This window comes from Streptomyces pacificus (assembly GCF_011766325.1).
In the GTDB taxonomy this organism is placed as follows: domain Bacteria; phylum Actinomycetota; class Actinomycetes; order Streptomycetales; family Streptomycetaceae; genus Streptomyces; species Streptomyces pacificus.
Genome location: NZ_BLLG01000002.1, coordinates 402885 through 418222 on the forward strand (window position 1 = coordinate 402885; position 15338 = coordinate 418222).

The window sequence follows — 15338 nt, forward strand, 5'->3', positions numbered from 1 at the left end:
GGTCACGGAAGAGGCCGCGCATATGACGGCCCCCGTAGGCCGCCGGAGGAGTGATACGTCGTGAAGCGTCCGTCCGCCCGCCATGTCCTGCCCGAGTTCACCGAGCATCCGAGCGGCGGACAGCGCACGCTCGATCCCTACTCCAAGCTGCTGTCCGAGCGGATCGTCCTCCTCGGGGCTCCCGTCGACGACACCTCGGCCAACGACGTCATCGCGCAGTTGCTGTACCTGGAGTACTCCGCACCGGACCGCGACATCGCTCTCTACATCAACTCGCCCGGCGGCCCGGTCAGCGCCATGTCCGCGATCTACGACACGATGCAGACGGTGGCCTGCGACATCGCCACCACCTGTCTGGGACGGACCTCGGCGACCGCCGCCGTACTGCTCGCGGCCGGCACCCCGGGCAAGCGCACGGCCCTGGCCGGGGCCCAGGTGGTCATCCGGCAGCCCTCACTGCCGGAACCGGTGCACGGGCAGCCCACCGATCTGGACCTCCAGGCACGGGAGTTGCTGCGACTGCGCGCGCAACTCACCGCCATGCTCGCCCGCCACTGCGGCCGGAGCCCTGAGCGCGTCGCCGCCGACCTGGAACGCGACACCGTACTCGACGCCGCCGGGGCCCGGGAGTACGGGCTGATCGATGCCATCATCGAGAACCGGAAGTCCGCCCCGGCTTCCGCCGATGGACGGTGAGTGGGTGGTGCTGCCACCGGAACTGCCGCCGCTGCCCGCCCTGACCCGCGCCGAGAGCGAGGTCATCGACAGCTATCTCCAAGTGGTCGACCAGCTGGGCAGGATCAACCCGGCTCGCGGGAGTCACACCTACGGGGCTCTGCGCGCCGCGCAGGCGCTGGTCTCCGGGGCCACGGCGCTCCGCGATGCCCTGACGGTCATGCACACGCGCGGTGAGAACGAGCTGCACGCCACCACATTGGCGCGCGCACTGCGGGTGTTGGACGGAGCCCGCAGAGCATCGCTTATCAGCATACCGCCGGAGGAAGCGAGTTGACGAACCCCCTTGTCACGCCCTGCCGTGAGCCCTCCGACACGCCCGCGATACGTACGACCGGGTGTCGCCCATCCGGACCACCTGCGGCTTCGGCTTTCGTCCCGGGCAAGTTGCGCGACAACGTGGCCCGATCGGCCCAACGAACGGCTCCGCCGCAGGTACGGGGCTCATCGCCGGAGGACGCCGGGTCCCCCGAACGGCCCCCTCCACTCGAACAGATCAGTGGTGAGGAGCCTCACAAACCGCCGTTTCCACTCGGAAATCGGGCAGTTCATGGGTCAAGATCCCTGAGACGACAAGCCCCCGCCACCGCGGCGGGGCGGTCCGGGCGGACGCCGAGTCCTGCCGCCGCGCCGGATGCCTGGTCGACATGAGGGCTTCGGCAGGAGTGGAGGACCCAGCAGTACGGGCCGGCCGCCGGATCGGTGGCGGGTCCTCGGGGTGAAGCCGCGCAGGCGGCCGGGCGTCTTCGCCGGCCCGAACCCGACAGGTCATCCTTCACAGGCGGCTGACGAAGGGTTGCGCATGACTGCGCAGACGCATCTCCCGTCCCTGCTGTCCCGGACGGGCGCCGTCTCGGCACTCACGATCGCCGCCGTCGGCGGCTCGCTGATCGTGCCGGGCGGTGCTCAGGAGGCCCACGCCGCCTCGGCTCACGCGACGAAGGCTCTCAAGGTCGCCGCGTCGAAGAAGGGAGCCCCGTACCGGTACGGAGCCACCGGTCCGAACCGCTTCGACTGCTCGGGGCTCACGCTCTACGCCTACAAGAAGGCCGGCAAGAAGCTGCCCCGTACGGCCCAGCAGCAGTACAACCGCACCCGCCATGTCTCCTCTTCCCAGCGCGAGCGCGGTGACCTGGTGTTCTTTCACTCACATGGACACGTCTACCACGTCGGCATCTACGCCGGGGCGGGCAGGATCTGGCACTCGCCCAAGACCGGCTCCGTGGTGAAGCTGACCAAGATCTGGTCCAAGAGCGTCCGTTACGGGCGGGTTCGCTGACGGGCTCGCTCAGCGGCTCCCCTGCTCGGTACTCCGCCGACCGGCAGGCACGGCCACCGGGCTCTGCGCCGCCGAGCGCGCCTGGTGCACCGGAGCGGGGGAGAGGGCGGCGCGGTCCCGTCCCGCCCGGCCCCCGGGGCGGGCGGTCCCCTCGTGGGCACGGTACGGGCCCCGGCGGTCATCCGCGGTGAGCGCCGGCGGACCGGTCCGGTCCGCCGGCGCTCACCGCGGATGACCGCCGCCGGCCGGCCTCCAGGGCAGGGCAATCCAGACCGTCTTGCCGCCCTCGGGCGTGGGATCGACATACAACCTGCCCCCGCATTCCGCGGCGAGCCAGCGGATGATCACCATGCCGCGGCCGTTGTCCTGCTGCACGGCCGCCGGCAGGCGCTGGGGCCTGCGCGGATGGCTGTCCGTCACACCGATGCGCAGGCGCTCGTGGCGATCGAGGCGGATGTCGACCGTGAAGGTGGGGGACAGTCCGAAGGTGTGCTGGACGGCGTTGGTGGCGAGTTCGGAGACGATGAGACGAACCGTGTCGGCGGTTTCGCCCTCCCCCGGTAGTCCCCATTCGGCGAGGACATCGGAGACGTATCTGCGCGCGGCGGATACCGAGGCGGGATCGCTCGGCAGTGTGACGGCGGCTTCCTGATGGTCTGCCATGATGAGCTGTCCCTTTCCCACCAAGGCTGCCGGAGCACGGCACACAGCGGATTGGATGCCGGAACAGCCTCGGACTGCGCTTCGCGCCAGACTGCCACTGTTACCCGCCGCATGGGAGCCGATCCACCGGGACGTGCATATATCTGTCGCTCAATGCGGTGAACTCTGCAACTCGGGAGTGTATTTGGGCCCAGACTGGGCGCTTGGCTACGAGGAGGCACCGCGCGGCACGGCGCCTGCCGGGGCCCACCGCCGGTCATCCGTGCCGAACGGCCCGGCGGCCCCGGCGGCTCTGGGGTCCCGGCGGCCGCCCGGGGAGACACGAGGAGACACAAGGAGACACGGCATGCGGCAGGGTCCCGCGGTACGCCGGCGCAAGCTCGGGGAGGAACTGCGGGGGCTGCGGCTGGGAGTCGGCCTCACGAGCCGGGAGGCGGCGCTCCTGGTGGGCTGGAACCAGTCGAAAGTCAGCCGCATAGAGACCGGAACGAGCGGCGTGAAACCGGCCGATGTCGCACGGCTGCTCGACGTCTACGGGGTGGCCGACGAGCGGCTGCGCCGGCTTCTCGGAACGCTGGCCGACACGGCGGACAGCAGGGGAAAGGGCTGGTGGCACACGTATCGCGGAGTGATTCCCCCGCAGTACCGGGACTTCATCAGTCTGGAGTCCCAGGCGAGCGGGGCCCGCACACTGGAGACCTCCGTGGTCCCCGGGCTGCTGCAGACGTCCGACTACGCGCGGGCGGTGACCCGTTCCGCGCTGGAGGGAGTGCCGACGGCGACGGTGGACTCGCTGGTCGAAGTGCGCGTCGAACGGCAGCGCGTCCTGCGGTCGGAACGCCCGCTGGCCTTCAGTGCCGTACTGGACGAGGCGGTCCTCCGGCGCCGGGTGGGCAGTCGTGAGGTGATGCGTGGTCAGCTGCGCCGGATGCTGGAGATGGCCCAACTCCCGCACGTGTGCCTGCAGGTGCTGCCCTTCTCCCTGGGCGGTTACATAGGACTGACCGGATCCTTCGTTATTTTCTCCTTTCCGAGCACTTCTGATCTGGACGTGGTTGCTCTCGACCATTTGACGAGTAGTCTCCACCTCGAACGCAAGGAAGACCTCGAGACGTACGGCGCCGCCTTCCACACCATGCAGGCGCATGCGCTCTCACCGGCCGACTCGCTGGATCTCGTCGCACGGATCCGTGACGGCGTGTAGGGAAGAGGCACCCCCATGTCTGCTCACGACGCACGTCTACGCCCGCTACCCGGCACCCCCTGGCGGCGCAGCAGCCGCAGTGTCGGAACGAACAACTGCGTGGAGACCGCACGGTGCCCCGACGGCGCCCTGTCCGTCCGCGACTCGAAGAACCCAGGACTGCGGTACCTGGTGTTCTCCCCCGGCGCCTGGACGGGATTCGTCCGCGGACTGGACGATGCGCAGCGGTGACCGGCCGGCGGGCGGAAGGGCGCACGGCGCCGGACCCGCGACCCGCCCAGACCGCCCAGACCGCCCAGACCGCCCAGACCAGGCTGCGTGGCTGCGGGCTGCCGACTCCCGCCCGGTCCCGGCGCTCGGCACCCAGCGCCCAGCACCCGGCACCCGGTTCACACTCCCGGTGCCGTCTCCAGGACGGCGGCCACCGCCGCCCCGATCTGGCGATCGGTGAGGTCCGCGCGCGCGGTCAGTCTGATCCGTGAGATCCCGTCCGGCACCGACGGCGGCCGGAAGCACCCCACGGCGACCCCGGCGGCCCGGCAGTCCGCCGCCCAGCGCACCGCAGCCTCCGGTGAGGGCGCCCGCACGGAGACGACGGCCGCGTCCGGCCGGGCGGCGGTCAGCCCGGCCTGCGTCAACCGCGCGTGCAGGGTGCTCGCCACGCGCCGGGAGCGCTCCGCGAGGCCGGGCTCGCGGCGCAGCAGCCGCAGACCCGTGAGGGCCGCGCCCACCGCGGCCGGTGCGAGTCCGGTGTCGAAGACGAACGTACGGGCGGCGTTGACGAGATGCTCCACGACCCGCGCCGGGCCCAGGACCGCTCCGCCCTGGCTGCCCAGGGACTTGGACAGGGTGAGCGTGGCGACGACACCCGTGGCCCCCGCCAGGCCGGCCGCGTGCAGGGCCCCCCTGCCGCCCTCGCCGAGGACACCGAAGCCGTGCGCGTCGTCCACGACCAACGCGGCCCCGTGCGCACGGCACACACCGGCGTGGACGGCCAGCGGCGCGGCATCGCCGTCCACCGAGAACACCGAGTCGGTCACCAGCAGGGCACGCCTGCCGCGGTGGGCGTCGAGCGTCTTGGCCACGGCCTCCGGATCGGCGTGCGCCACTACGGCGGTCTCCGCCCGGGACAGCCGGCAGCCGTCCACGATCGAGGCGTGGTTGCCGGCGTCCGAGACGATCAGGGATCCGTGCGCGCTGAGCGCGGTGAGCGCGGCGAGGTTCGCCGCGTACCCGGAGGAGAACACCAGGGCGGACTCGAATCCGCAGAACCGGGCCAGTTCGTGCTCCAGTTCCGCGTGCAGTTCGGTGCTGCCGGTCACCAGCCGGGATCCGGTGGCCCCCGCGCCCCAGCGCCGGGCGGCCGAGGCAGCCGCCTCGGTGACCTCGGGCCTGCGGGTGAGGCCGAGGTAGTCGTTGCTCGCCAGGTCCAGCAGAGCCGAGTCCGCGGGCCGGGGGCGGAGCACGCGGACGAGGCCCGCGTCCGCCCGGCGGCGGGCCGCGTCGTCCGTCCAGTCGAAGGGATCCTGCGGCGCTGGGGGCATGTTCCGGTCCTTTTGTAGGCAGCGAACAGACCCTAGCGGGGGACGCCGGAGGGCAGAGTGTGGTCATACACACACCTCGAACGGGGGGCCGTTGTGGGGTTCCTCCTTGGCCGGGGGGTGTCCGGTAGGCGAGGATCTGCGCTATGGACCTCCTGAACACGCTGGTGGACAAGGGCCTGCGGCGTGAGCTGCCGACCCGCGAAGAAGCGCTCGCCGTGCTGGCGACCTCCGACGATGATCTGCTCGATGTGGTGGCAGCCGCCGGAAAGGTGCGCCGCCAGTGGTTCGGGCGGCGGGTGAAACTGAACTACCTGGTCAACCTCAAGTCCGGGCTCTGTCCTGAGGACTGCTCGTACTGCTCCCAGCGGCTCGGTTCCACGGCGGAGATCCTCAAGTACACCTGGCTGAAGCCGGACGAGGCGTCCCAGGCCGCCGCCGCCGGGGTCGCGGGCGGCGCCAAGCGGGTCTGCCTGGTCGCCAGCGGCCGCGGCCCGACCGACCGGGACGTCGACCGCGTCTCGAAGACCATCGAGACCATCAAGGAGCGGAACGAGGGCGTCGAGGTGTGCGCGTGCCTGGGACTGCTCTCCGACGGCCAGGCGGAGCGGCTGCGCGAGGCGGGCGCCGACGCCTACAACCACAACCTCAACACGTCCGAGGGGACGTACGGGGGCATCACGACCACCCACACCTACGCGGACCGTGTGGACACCGTCCGGAAGGCGCATGCGGCCGGGCTATCCGCCTGCTCGGGGCTGATCGCGGGCATGGGCGAGAGCGATGAGGACCTGGTCGACGTGGTGTTCGCGCTGCGGGAGCTGGACCCCGACTCGGTGCCGGTGAACTTCCTGATCCCGTTCGAGGGCACTCCCCTGGCGAAGGAATGGAACCTCACGCCCCAGCGGGCGCTGCGGATCCTCGCCATGGTGCGGTTCGTCTGCCCGGACGTGGAGGTGCGCCTCGCGGGCGGCCGCGAGGTCCATCTGCGCACCCTGCAGCCGCTGGCACTGCACCTGGTCAACTCGATCTTCCTCGGCGACTACCTCACCAGCGAGGGCCAGGCCGGGAAGGCCGACCTGGAGATGATCGCGGACGCGGGCTTCGAGGTGGAGGGCGCGGACACCGCCACGCTCCCGGCGCACCGGGCGGACGCCGCCTCCGGGGGCTGCGGTTCGCACGGCGGCGGGGGCTGCGCCCCGTGCGGGGACAGCGCCGGGGAGACCGGGGAGACCGGGGAGCAGGCGGCCGGCACGTCCGCGGCACGCCCCGATCTGGTGGCCGTCCGCCGCCGCGGCGCGGGAACCGGCCTCGCCCCCAATGCCTAGCTCCGGCGCCCGTGAACTGGTGGCCCTCGACCGGGCCCACGTCTGGCATCCGTACGGTCCCATGCCGGGACGCACGGATCCGCTGGTCGTGGAGTCCGCGTCCGGAGTGCGGCTGCGGCTCGCAGAACCGGTCCACGGGCACACCGAACTGGTGGACGGCATGTCCTCCTGGTGGTCGGCGGTCCACGGCTACAACCACCCCGTACTCAACGCCGCCGCGCACAGCCAGCTGGAGCGGATGAGCCATGTGATGTTCGGCGGGCTCACCCACGAGCCCGCCGTACGGCTCGCGACCCGGCTCGTCGAGATCACTCCGGAACCCCTTCAGCACGTCTTCCTCTGCGACTCGGGCTCGGTGTCCGTCGAGGTCGCGGTGAAGATGTGCCTCCAGTACTGGCGCTCGACGGGCCGTCCGGACAAGCGCAGACTGCTGACCTGGCGCGGCGGCTACCACGGCGACACCTGGCAGCCCATGTCGGTGTGCGACCCCGAGGGCGGGATGCACGACCTGTGGGCGGGCGTGCTGCCCCGGCAGGTCTTCGCCGACGCGCCCCCGGCCGGCCACGACCTGCCCTGCGACCCCGCGTACGGGGACCATCTGCGCGCACTCGTCGCCCGGCACGCGGACGAGCTGGCCGCCGTGATCGTGGAGCCGGTGGTGCAGGGCGCGGGCGGGATGCGCTTCCACTCCCCCGACTATCTGCGGGTGCTGCGGGAGGCGTGCGACGCGCACGGCGTGCTGCTGGTCTTCGACGAGATCGCCACCGGGTTCGGGCGCACCGGCAGGCTCTTCGCGGCTGAGCACGCAGGGGTCTCACCCGATGTGATGTGCCTCGGCAAGGCACTGACCGGCGGCTATCTGACCATGGCGGCGACGCTGTGCACGGGGAGGGTGGCCGAGGGGATCTCGCAGGGCGAGGTGCCCGTGCTGGCCCACGGGCCGACCTTCATGGGCAATCCGCTGGCGGCCGCGGTCGCCTGCGCGTCGATCGGCCTGCTGCTCTCCCAGGACTGGGAGCGGCAGGTCAAGCGCCTGGAGGCCGGGCTCCGCGAGGGGCTCGCTGAGGCGGCGGGCACCGGCGGCGTCCGGGACGTCCGCGTGCTCGGCGGCATCGGCGTCGTCCAGCTCGACCACCCGGTGGACATGGCGGCGGCGACCGGGGCCGCCATGCGCGAGGGCGTGTGGCTGCGGCCCTTCCGCGATCTGGTCTACACCATGCCGCCGTATGTCACGGACGACGCGGATCTCGCACGCATCACCCGGGCGGTCCTGGCCGCGGCCGCGGCCGGCTGAACCGGGGCCTCCACGGGGCCTTTTGCTTCCACGGGGCCCCTCCCCCTTCCCGCGGGGCCCTTTCCTTCCGCGGGGCCCCTCCCCCCTTCCGCACGGTCATCACCAGCAAGGAGAGCCATGGGTGTCATCGTCGTCAGCGGAACCGGTACCGAGATCGGGAAGACCGTCGTCACCGCGGCCGTCGCCGCGGCGGCCATCGCGCGGGGGCGGACCGTGGCGGTGCTGAAACCCGCCCAGACCGGGCTGTCGCACGGCGAACCGGGGGATGCCGAGGAGGCGGCCCGGCTGGCCGGTCCCGGCGTCACCGGGACCGAACTCGCCCGGTTCCCCGAACCGCTCGCCCCCGCGACGGCCGCCCGCCGGGCGGGCCTGGCCCCGGTGGCACCGCACGAGGTCGCCGAGGCGGCCGCGAAACTGACCGAGGAGCACGACCTGGTACTGGTCGAGGGCGCCGGCGGGCTGCTCGTACGCCTCGACGGACAGGGCGGCACCCTCGCGGACGCCGCCCGCCTCCTGGGCGCGCCCGTGCTGGTCGTGGCCCCGGCCGGGCTCGGCACGCTCAACGCGACCGCGCTCACCACGGAAGCCCTGCGCTCGCGGTCCCTGGACCCGCTGGGGATCGTGGTCGGCAGCTGGCCCGCGGCGCCGGACCTCGCCGCCCGCTGCAATCTCGCCGATCTGCCGGAGTCGGCCGGGGCGGCGCTGCTCGGGGCCGTCCCCGAGGGGGCCGGATCGCTCGCTCCCGAAGCGTTCCGGGCGGCGGCGCCAACCTGGCTGGCGCCCGTGCTCGGCGGGTCCTGGGACGGGGAGGCGTTCACGGAGACGTTCGCCGCGCAGTCCGCGGCCGGGTCGGCGGCCGGGTCCGCGGCGGAGCGCGGGACGGCCGGGCGGTGAGCGCACGGCCGGCCGGCTCGCGGTGACGCAGGACCGGAAGGGGGACGGTCCCGGATACCCCGCGCACGCCCGCAGCGGGGACGCGGCGGGGACGCGGCGTACCGAGCGGTAGGATCGCACCGCCATGGAGATGAACGCCTCATACAGCAGTTTCGTCGCGGTAGGCGACTCGTTCACGGAGGGCATGTCGGACCTGCTCCCCGACGGCACGTACCGGGGGTGGGCAGATCTCCTCGCCGCCCGACTGGCGGCCCGCTCCCCCGGCTTCCGGTACGCGAATCTGGCGGTCCGGGGCAAGCTCATCGGCCAGATAGTGGAGGAGCAGGTCGGCCTCGCCGCCGCCATGCGGGCGGACGTGGTGACGATGGTCGGCGGCCTCAATGACGCACTGCGCCCCGGGTGCGACCTGAGCCGGGTTGGGGACCGGCTCGAGGAGGCCGTGGAGCGCCTCGCGCCGAGCTGCCGCCGGCTGGTGCTGATGCGCAGCCCGGGACGGCGGGGCCCGGTCATGGAACGTTTCCGGCCCCGCATGGAGGCCCTGTTCGAGCACATCGAAGGACTGGCGGCCCGGCACGGCGCACTGGTGGTCGACCTGTACGGGGCCGAGGTGCTCGGCGATCAGCGCATGTGGGACGCGGACCGGCTGCATCTCACGGCCGAGGGCCACCGGAGGGTCGCCGAAGCCGTCTGGCAGGGACTCGGTTTGGCCGCCGAGGGCGACTGGCGGTCCCCTCTGCCGCCGCCGGTGCCCCTGCGCTGGGCGGCCCGGCGGACCGCGGACGTCCGGTTCGCCCGGGAGCATCTGGCCCCGTGGATCGGCCGCCGGCTCACCGGCCGCTCGTCGGGCGACGGACTGCGCCCGAAGCGGCCCGAGCTGCTGGCGTGGGAGGCGGACGGAAGCCCGTGGGACGGACTCCACACACCGGGCCTCCCCGAGTAGCACCGTTGCGGCGAACCGGCGCGGGCGGCGCAGGGGTTCGGCGATCTCACGCTCGGGGCCGGGTCGAAACCCCACGGTGCGCGCCGGGTCGAGAAGCCGAGGCACGGCGGTGTTCCGCCCGGCCGCGGGAGTCCGCGGGCCGGAGGCCCGGAGCGGTGGCTCTGCCCCGGAGTCCGCCGCGGTTCGCCCGTCAACTCCATCGCCTCGGATGGACGCACGGAGCTGCCCGCTCCCCCGAGCCGGGCAGTCCCGTGCGCAGCTTCACAGGAGACGGCGAAATCCGGCCGCTCTCCCCACCCTGCGAGCCGCCCCGTGTGTCATCGAGTTAACAGTGACGTAGAGTGTTTGCGCAAGCTGGCTGAGAGTCAGGCGCATCACGAGGCCGGGCTCTGCATCCACCGCGTGGGTCCGGTCTTCGGTGTCCGGTGGGTTCGGGGCGGCCCTTTCGGATGCGGGCAGGACGACGGGCCGGACAGCCCTCCGGTGCGGGGTCTGCGAGGCTCTCCGGTTCGCGGTCGGACAGAGGGGTCGCATGGTTCAGGTGCGCATGCGCGCGATCATCTCCGGGCATCGGACACGGCGGACGGCCCCGCGGGCCTGTGGGAGACTCCCGCTTCAGAGATGCCTTGCCGATCGTGCGCGCCGGACGCGCAGGAACTCCCGTCGCCTGAGGTCGGCGGGGCGTCTTCCCGCCCCTTCCGCCACGGGCCGACCACCGCGCGGCGGCTGGAGGCAGAACGCAGACGTGAGGCGAACTCCCGTCCGACAGGGTGGACTAGGGTGACGAAGCCATGCGAAGAAGACAACGCAGAATCGGACATGAGTAGCCTGGGGGCGAAGATGAGCGCCGGCGAGAAGGATGGGCCACGCACCTTGCAGGAGAAGATCGACTACCTGCTGAAGGAGTCGTTCCCCGACGGCGCCCCGAGCGACCGCCAGTTCTGCCGCATCGTGGAGGCCCGCGGCGGCTCCTTGTCCCACAGCTATTTCGGCAAGCTCCGCAAGGGCCAGCTCACCGAGGTCAGGGAGGAGACCCTGCAAGCCCTGGGATTGGGCTTCGACTGCGACTGGCGCTTCTTCAAGCCGGAATCGCAGGTCGAGGCGGAAGTCGCCGCCGGACTGCGCTTCCTGGCCGACAAGCGCGCCGGCGGCATCAGCGGAATCGCCGGGCGGGGCCTCGCCGAAGAGGGACTCTCGCCCGATCTGCTCAACTTCGCACTCGACCTCGTGGAGAAGGCGCGCCAGGAGGCGCAGGAGCGTCCGGCGGACCCGCAGACATGACGGACGCAGCTTCCTCCGAGCCGTCGCTGAGTGAGGTGCAGGAGCTGTGTGAGGCCGGACTGGCCGACCTTCCGATCCCCCACCCCTTCTCGGTAGAGCAGCTGCGGATCAACATGGAGAAGGCCCGCGGCCGCCGGATCATCATGCGGCCCATCCCCCACTCGATGGTCACCGCGAGCGCGGCGTGCGGGCTGAGGATCAAGGACACCGACTTCAGCGTCGTCCTCTACCGCAAGCGCCCGTCGGCCTATCTGACCGAGCACGTCATGCTGCACGAGCTGGTCCACGAGTGGCTCGACCACGGCACCCGGCTCGACCCCGACGAACTCAGGGCACTGCTGCCCGTCTTCGGACCGGACCTGATCAAGCGCGTCACGGCGGGCGAGGCCACCGTCCAGGCACGCTCCAACTACCACACCGTCGAGGAGAAGATCGCCGAGGTCGGCGCCTCCCTCATCACCCGCATGGCCCGCGATGTGCCGAGCGACGACATGCTCGGCCGCCTGGGCGACACCCTCTCCCGGCCCGCCGGAGGCGGCTGCCGGCCAGGACGCCGCCTTCGCCGCCTCTTTCGCCGTTCGTAACCGAAGGACCCCCGTGCTCGACATAGCCGGCTACCTCGTAGCCGCCCTGATGACCGCTGTCGCCATCTGGCGTGCGCTCGGCGGTTCCGATGCCCGTCGGCGGTCCCTCTGGGGCTGCTTCGTGGGCTTCTCCATCGCCCTGTGGACCAAGACCGAGATCGTACGGACCGGGCTCAACAACAGCTCGATCACCGACGCCTCGATCCTGCTCAAGCACTACTCGGCGGGCGCAGCGATCTTGGCGATCATGTACTACATCGTCGCCGTGTACGGGCAGTACCCCGCCGACGGCGAGATGGCCCGCGCCGTGCGAGTGGCCCGCGTCATCCAGCGCGCAGCGACCAAGACGGCTCTCGCCAGCTTCGCCCTGATGACGATCACGTTCTTCACGATCGTCGACCGCTCGGTGCCGAGCGACCGCTTCGTCAGCGACCACGCCGGGCAGTGGGGCGCCACCGCCTATATGACCGTCTTCTACGTCTATCTGGGCTCCGCGTCCGCCATCTGCCTCTACCAGTGGGCCGGAGCGTTCCGCCGTGAGGAACGCAGGCTGCTGCGCGTCGGCCTGGGCATGATGGCGTTCGCCATGGCCCTCGGCGTCCTCTACTCCTTCGGCCGCATGCTGGCCATGTGGGTCTGGCTCGCCGACCGGCCCAGCGTCACCGCCGCCCGCGGGATCGAGTCCTCCACCGAGGCGATGCAGCTTCTCCTCTTCGTGCTGTTCGCGCTCGGGGTATCGGTCCCGGCCTCGGAACAGGGCCTCCGCCGCGCCCGCGCCTGGTGGGCCCTGTCCCGCCTGTATCCGATGTGGCACGAGCTGATGACCGCCTTCCCCGCCATCCCGATGGAGCCGCCGCGCTCCCGCTACCGCGAGCTGACCCGCCGCGACATGGACGCCGAGCTCCGGCTCGACAGGTGGATCCACGATGTCGCCGACGCGATCGAGAAGCTGCGCCATCACGTCCCCGACGACCTGATGGCGGCCGCCAAGGAGCAGACCGCACACGGTGCCGCCGCCCAGGCGTACTGGATCAGGGCCGCACTCGCGGCGAAGGCGGGAGGGGCGCCCGCGGGCCCGGTCGCTGCGTTCGAGCAGCCCGCGGCAACCGACCAGGACGGAGAGGTCGCATGGCTGCGCCGAGTGGCCAGGGAGTACGGGAAGAGCAGCCCGGCCCGGGCGCAGGGCCTGCTCGCCGCCGCGGAGACGGCCGCATGACGGACGACGGCACGACGGCCCGGACCGTCACCGATGTCCTCCAGCCGCGCAACGTCCTGGTGGCCGGCATGGTCGGTATCGGCCTGGCGGCCGCCGGCGACTGGACCGGCGTCCCGTGGGGCCTGCTCGGCGCGCTGTGCGCCGGACTCGTCCCGGCGGGGTACATCGAGTGGGAGCGCAAGCGCGGAACGTGGGGGGACCGGCACGTGGTGGACCGCACGAAGCGGGCACCGATCTTCCTCGTCATTCTGGCGTCGATCGGCTGCGGCTCGCTCGTCATGGTCCTCGGCCGCGCACCGAGCGGGATCCTCGTCGCCATGCTCGCGCTGTGGGCCATGACCGTCGTGCTGCTGACGGTGAACACCGTATGGAAGATCAGCGTGGACAGCGCGGTGGCCTCCGCCGTCCCCACGCTGCTGGCCGTCGTCCACTCACCGTGGTGGCTGCTCGCCTACGCGCTGACGATGGCGGTGTGCTGGTCTCGAGTGGCACTGACCTACCACACCGTGGCCCAGACCGCGGCGGGCGCCTCACTCGGCGCAGCCACCGCGACGGCTTTCCTGTTCGCGTAGGACCCCGGACGCACCGGAGCCCGGCCGGTCGGCCTCGGTTCGCCGGTGGCCTGACCGGTCCGACCGGCCCGGCGGCAGCGCCCCGTGTGACCCGGTTGAGGCCAACAGCGCAGATCCGTACCCCGAACCGAGGTCAGAGCAGTATGGAGATGCACTTCACCTCCCCCGTGAAGGGGGGAGCACTGCGTAAGATCAAAGGTAGACTCGGTGCACGTGACTGCAAAGCCTCGCATCCCCAACGTCCTGGCCGTCCGCTACGCCTCCGCGGAACTCGCCGAGCTGTGGTCCCCCGAGCACAAGGTGAGGCTGGAACGCCGGCTCTGGCTGGCGGTGCTGCGTGCACAGCAGGACCTGGGGATCGAGGTGCCGGACGCCGCCCTCGCCGACTACGAGCGGGTTCTCGACCAGGTCGACCTCGCGTCGATCGCCGAACGGGAGAAGGCCACCCGGCACGACGTCAAGGCCCGTATCGAGGAGTTCAACGCCCTCGCAGGCCATGAGCACGTGCACAAGGGCATGACGTCCCGCGATCTGACCGAGAACGTCGAGCAGCTGCAGATCCGGCTCTCGCTCGAGCTGATGCGGGACCGTGCGGTCGCCGTGCTGGCACGGCTCGGCAGGCTGTCGGCCGAGTACGCGGAGCTGGTGATGGCGGGCCGCTCCCACAACGTCGCGGCGCAGGCCACGACGCTGGGCAAGCGGTTCGCGACGGCGGCGGACGAGCTGCTGGTCGCCTACGCCAGGGTCGAGGAACTCCTCGCCCGGTACCCGCTGCGCGGTATCAAGGGACCGGTCGGCACCGCCCAGGACATGCTGGACCTCCTCGGCGGGGACGGGGCGAAGCTGGAGGAGCTGGAGCAGCGCATCGCGGGCCATCTCGGCTTCGCCCACGCCTTCACCTCCGTGGGCCAGGTCTATCCCCGATCGCTGGACTACGAGGTGGTGACGGCGCTGGTGCACCTGGCCGCCGCACCGTCGTCGGTGGCGAAGACGATCCGGCTGATGGCCGGGCACGAACTCGTCACCGAGGGCTTCAAGCCCGGCCAGGTCGGTTCGTCCGCGATGCCGCACAAGATGAACACCCGCTCCTGCGAGCGGGTCAACGGCCTCATGGTCGTCCTGCGCGGCTATGCCTCGATGACCGGCGAGCTGGCGGGCGACCAGTGGAACGAGGGCGATGTCTCCTGTTCCGTCGTGCGCCGGGTCGCTCTTCCGGACGCGTTCTTCGCCCTCGACGGCCTGCTGGAGACCTTCCTGACCGTACTGGACGAGTTCGGCGCCTTCCCCGCTGTGGTGTCCCGCGAACTCGACCGCTACCTGCCGTTCCTGGCCACCACCAAGGTGCTGATGGGCGCCGTGCGGGCCGGAGTCGGCCGCGAGGCCGCCCATGAGGCGATCAAGGAGAACGCGGTCGCCTCCGCCCTGGCCATGCGGGAGCAGGGCGCCGAGCGCAACGAGCTGCTCGACAGGCTCGCCGCCGACGACCGCGTGCCGCTGGACCGGGCCCGGCTGGACGCGCTGATGGCGGACAAGCTGTCCTTCACCGGTGCGGCGAGCGGCCAGGTCGCCTCGGTGGTCGCCCGCGTCGAGGAGATCGTCAAGCGCCGTCCGGAGGCCGCCGCGTACACGCCGGGTGCCATCCTCTGAGCCGCTCCGCCCGGGCCACCGCGCGGGCCGAGGAACCCACCGACGGGGAACTGCGCGAGGGCGGTCGGATTCTGCGGGAGAAGGGGGAGCACCATCGGCCCCGCCGGCCTCAGGGCCCGCGACGCCCGGCACGCGCTCCCCCGTCGGCCTTCGGGCACGG

Annotated in this window: 16 protein-coding genes; 14 read left to right on the plus strand and 2 right to left on the minus strand. The window is 71.8% G+C overall.

The annotated features are described in order from the left end of the window. The first annotated feature begins 60 nt into the window (after positions 1-60). The 3 genes from SCWH03_RS04625 to SCWH03_RS04635 all read left to right on the plus strand — a co-directional run bounded on the left by SCWH03_RS04625 (position 61) and on the right by SCWH03_RS04635 (position 2014). Positions 61-696 (plus strand): ATP-dependent Clp protease proteolytic subunit, encoded by a 636-nt coding sequence (locus SCWH03_RS04625; RefSeq protein ID WP_173262167.1) that lies wholly within the window; start codon positions 61-63, stop codon positions 694-696. A gap of 7 nt (positions 697-703) precedes the next feature. Beyond that, positions 704-1012 (plus strand): hypothetical protein, encoded by a 309-nt coding sequence (locus SCWH03_RS04630; protein WP_173262541.1) that lies wholly within the window; start codon positions 704-706, stop codon positions 1010-1012. Positions 1013-1537: 525 nt separating this feature from the next. Further along, positions 1538-2014: a C40 family peptidase gene (locus SCWH03_RS04635; protein WP_173262170.1), complete on the plus strand. Its 477-nt coding sequence runs from the start codon at positions 1538-1540 to the stop codon at positions 2012-2014. A 222-nt stretch (positions 2015-2236) separates the two neighbouring features. On the opposite strand, the gene SCWH03_RS04640 is transcribed toward SCWH03_RS04635, so the two are convergent. Further along, positions 2237-2677: an ATP-binding protein gene (locus SCWH03_RS04640; protein WP_173262173.1), complete on the minus strand. Its 441-nt coding sequence runs from the start codon at positions 2675-2677 to the stop codon at positions 2237-2239. A gap of 346 nt (positions 2678-3023) precedes the next feature. On the opposite strand from SCWH03_RS04640, the gene SCWH03_RS04645 reads away from it, so the two are divergent. Both SCWH03_RS04645 and SCWH03_RS04650 read left to right on the plus strand, forming a co-directional pair. Further along, positions 3024-3881 (plus strand): helix-turn-helix domain-containing protein, encoded by an 858-nt coding sequence (locus SCWH03_RS04645; protein WP_173262176.1) that lies wholly within the window; start codon positions 3024-3026, stop codon positions 3879-3881. Positions 3882-3896: 15 nt separating this feature from the next. Then, positions 3897-4112 (plus strand): DUF397 domain-containing protein, encoded by a 216-nt coding sequence (locus tag SCWH03_RS04650; RefSeq protein WP_173262179.1) that lies wholly within the window; start codon positions 3897-3899, stop codon positions 4110-4112. A gap of 158 nt (positions 4113-4270) precedes the next feature. On the opposite strand, the gene SCWH03_RS04655 is transcribed toward SCWH03_RS04650, so the two are convergent. Further along, positions 4271-5425, minus strand: a complete 1155-nt coding sequence (locus SCWH03_RS04655; protein ID WP_173262182.1) for an 8-amino-7-oxononanoate synthase — start codon at positions 5423-5425, stop codon at positions 4271-4273. Between the two features lie 143 nt (positions 5426-5568). Between SCWH03_RS04655 and bioB the strand changes: the two genes are divergently transcribed. The 9 genes from bioB to purB all read left to right on the plus strand — a co-directional run bounded on the left by bioB (position 5569) and on the right by purB (position 15178). After that, entirely contained in the window at positions 5569-6750 is a 1182-nt protein-coding gene (gene bioB / locus SCWH03_RS04660; protein ID WP_173262185.1) for a biotin synthase BioB, read from the plus strand. Beyond that, a complete protein-coding gene (locus tag SCWH03_RS04665) occupies positions 6743-8044 on the plus strand; it encodes an adenosylmethionine--8-amino-7-oxononanoate transaminase (RefSeq protein WP_173262188.1) in 1302 nt (433 codons plus the stop codon). Before bioB ends, SCWH03_RS04665 begins: the two co-directional genes overlap by 8 nt. A gap of 117 nt (positions 8045-8161) precedes the next feature. Continuing rightward, positions 8162-8938, plus strand: coding sequence for a dethiobiotin synthase (bioD, locus tag SCWH03_RS04670; RefSeq protein WP_173262191.1), 777 nt, complete (start codon positions 8162-8164; stop codon positions 8936-8938). A gap of 124 nt (positions 8939-9062) precedes the next feature. Further along, entirely contained in the window at positions 9063-9878 is an 816-nt protein-coding gene (locus tag SCWH03_RS04675; protein WP_173262193.1) for an SGNH/GDSL hydrolase family protein, read from the plus strand. Between the two features lie 819 nt (positions 9879-10697). Beyond that, entirely contained in the window at positions 10698-11159 is a 462-nt protein-coding gene (locus SCWH03_RS04680; RefSeq protein ID WP_254076558.1) for a hypothetical protein, read from the plus strand. After that, positions 11156-11743: a toxin gene (locus tag SCWH03_RS04685; protein WP_173262196.1), complete on the plus strand. Its 588-nt coding sequence runs from the start codon at positions 11156-11158 to the stop codon at positions 11741-11743. The genes SCWH03_RS04680 and SCWH03_RS04685 overlap by 4 nt, the downstream gene beginning before the upstream one ends. A 49-nt stretch (positions 11744-11792) precedes the next feature. Then, positions 11793-12959, plus strand: a complete 1167-nt coding sequence (locus SCWH03_RS04690; RefSeq protein WP_173262547.1) for an MAB_1171c family putative transporter — start codon at positions 11793-11795, stop codon at positions 12957-12959. After that, positions 12956-13531, plus strand: coding sequence for a phosphatase PAP2 family protein (locus tag SCWH03_RS04695; RefSeq protein ID WP_173262199.1), 576 nt, complete (start codon positions 12956-12958; stop codon positions 13529-13531). Before SCWH03_RS04690 ends, SCWH03_RS04695 begins: the two co-directional genes overlap by 4 nt. Before the next feature lie 213 nt (positions 13532-13744). Continuing rightward, positions 13745-15178 (plus strand): adenylosuccinate lyase, encoded by a 1434-nt coding sequence (gene purB / locus SCWH03_RS04700; RefSeq protein ID WP_173262202.1) that lies wholly within the window; start codon positions 13745-13747, stop codon positions 15176-15178. Positions 15179-15338: the final 160 nt, after the last annotated feature.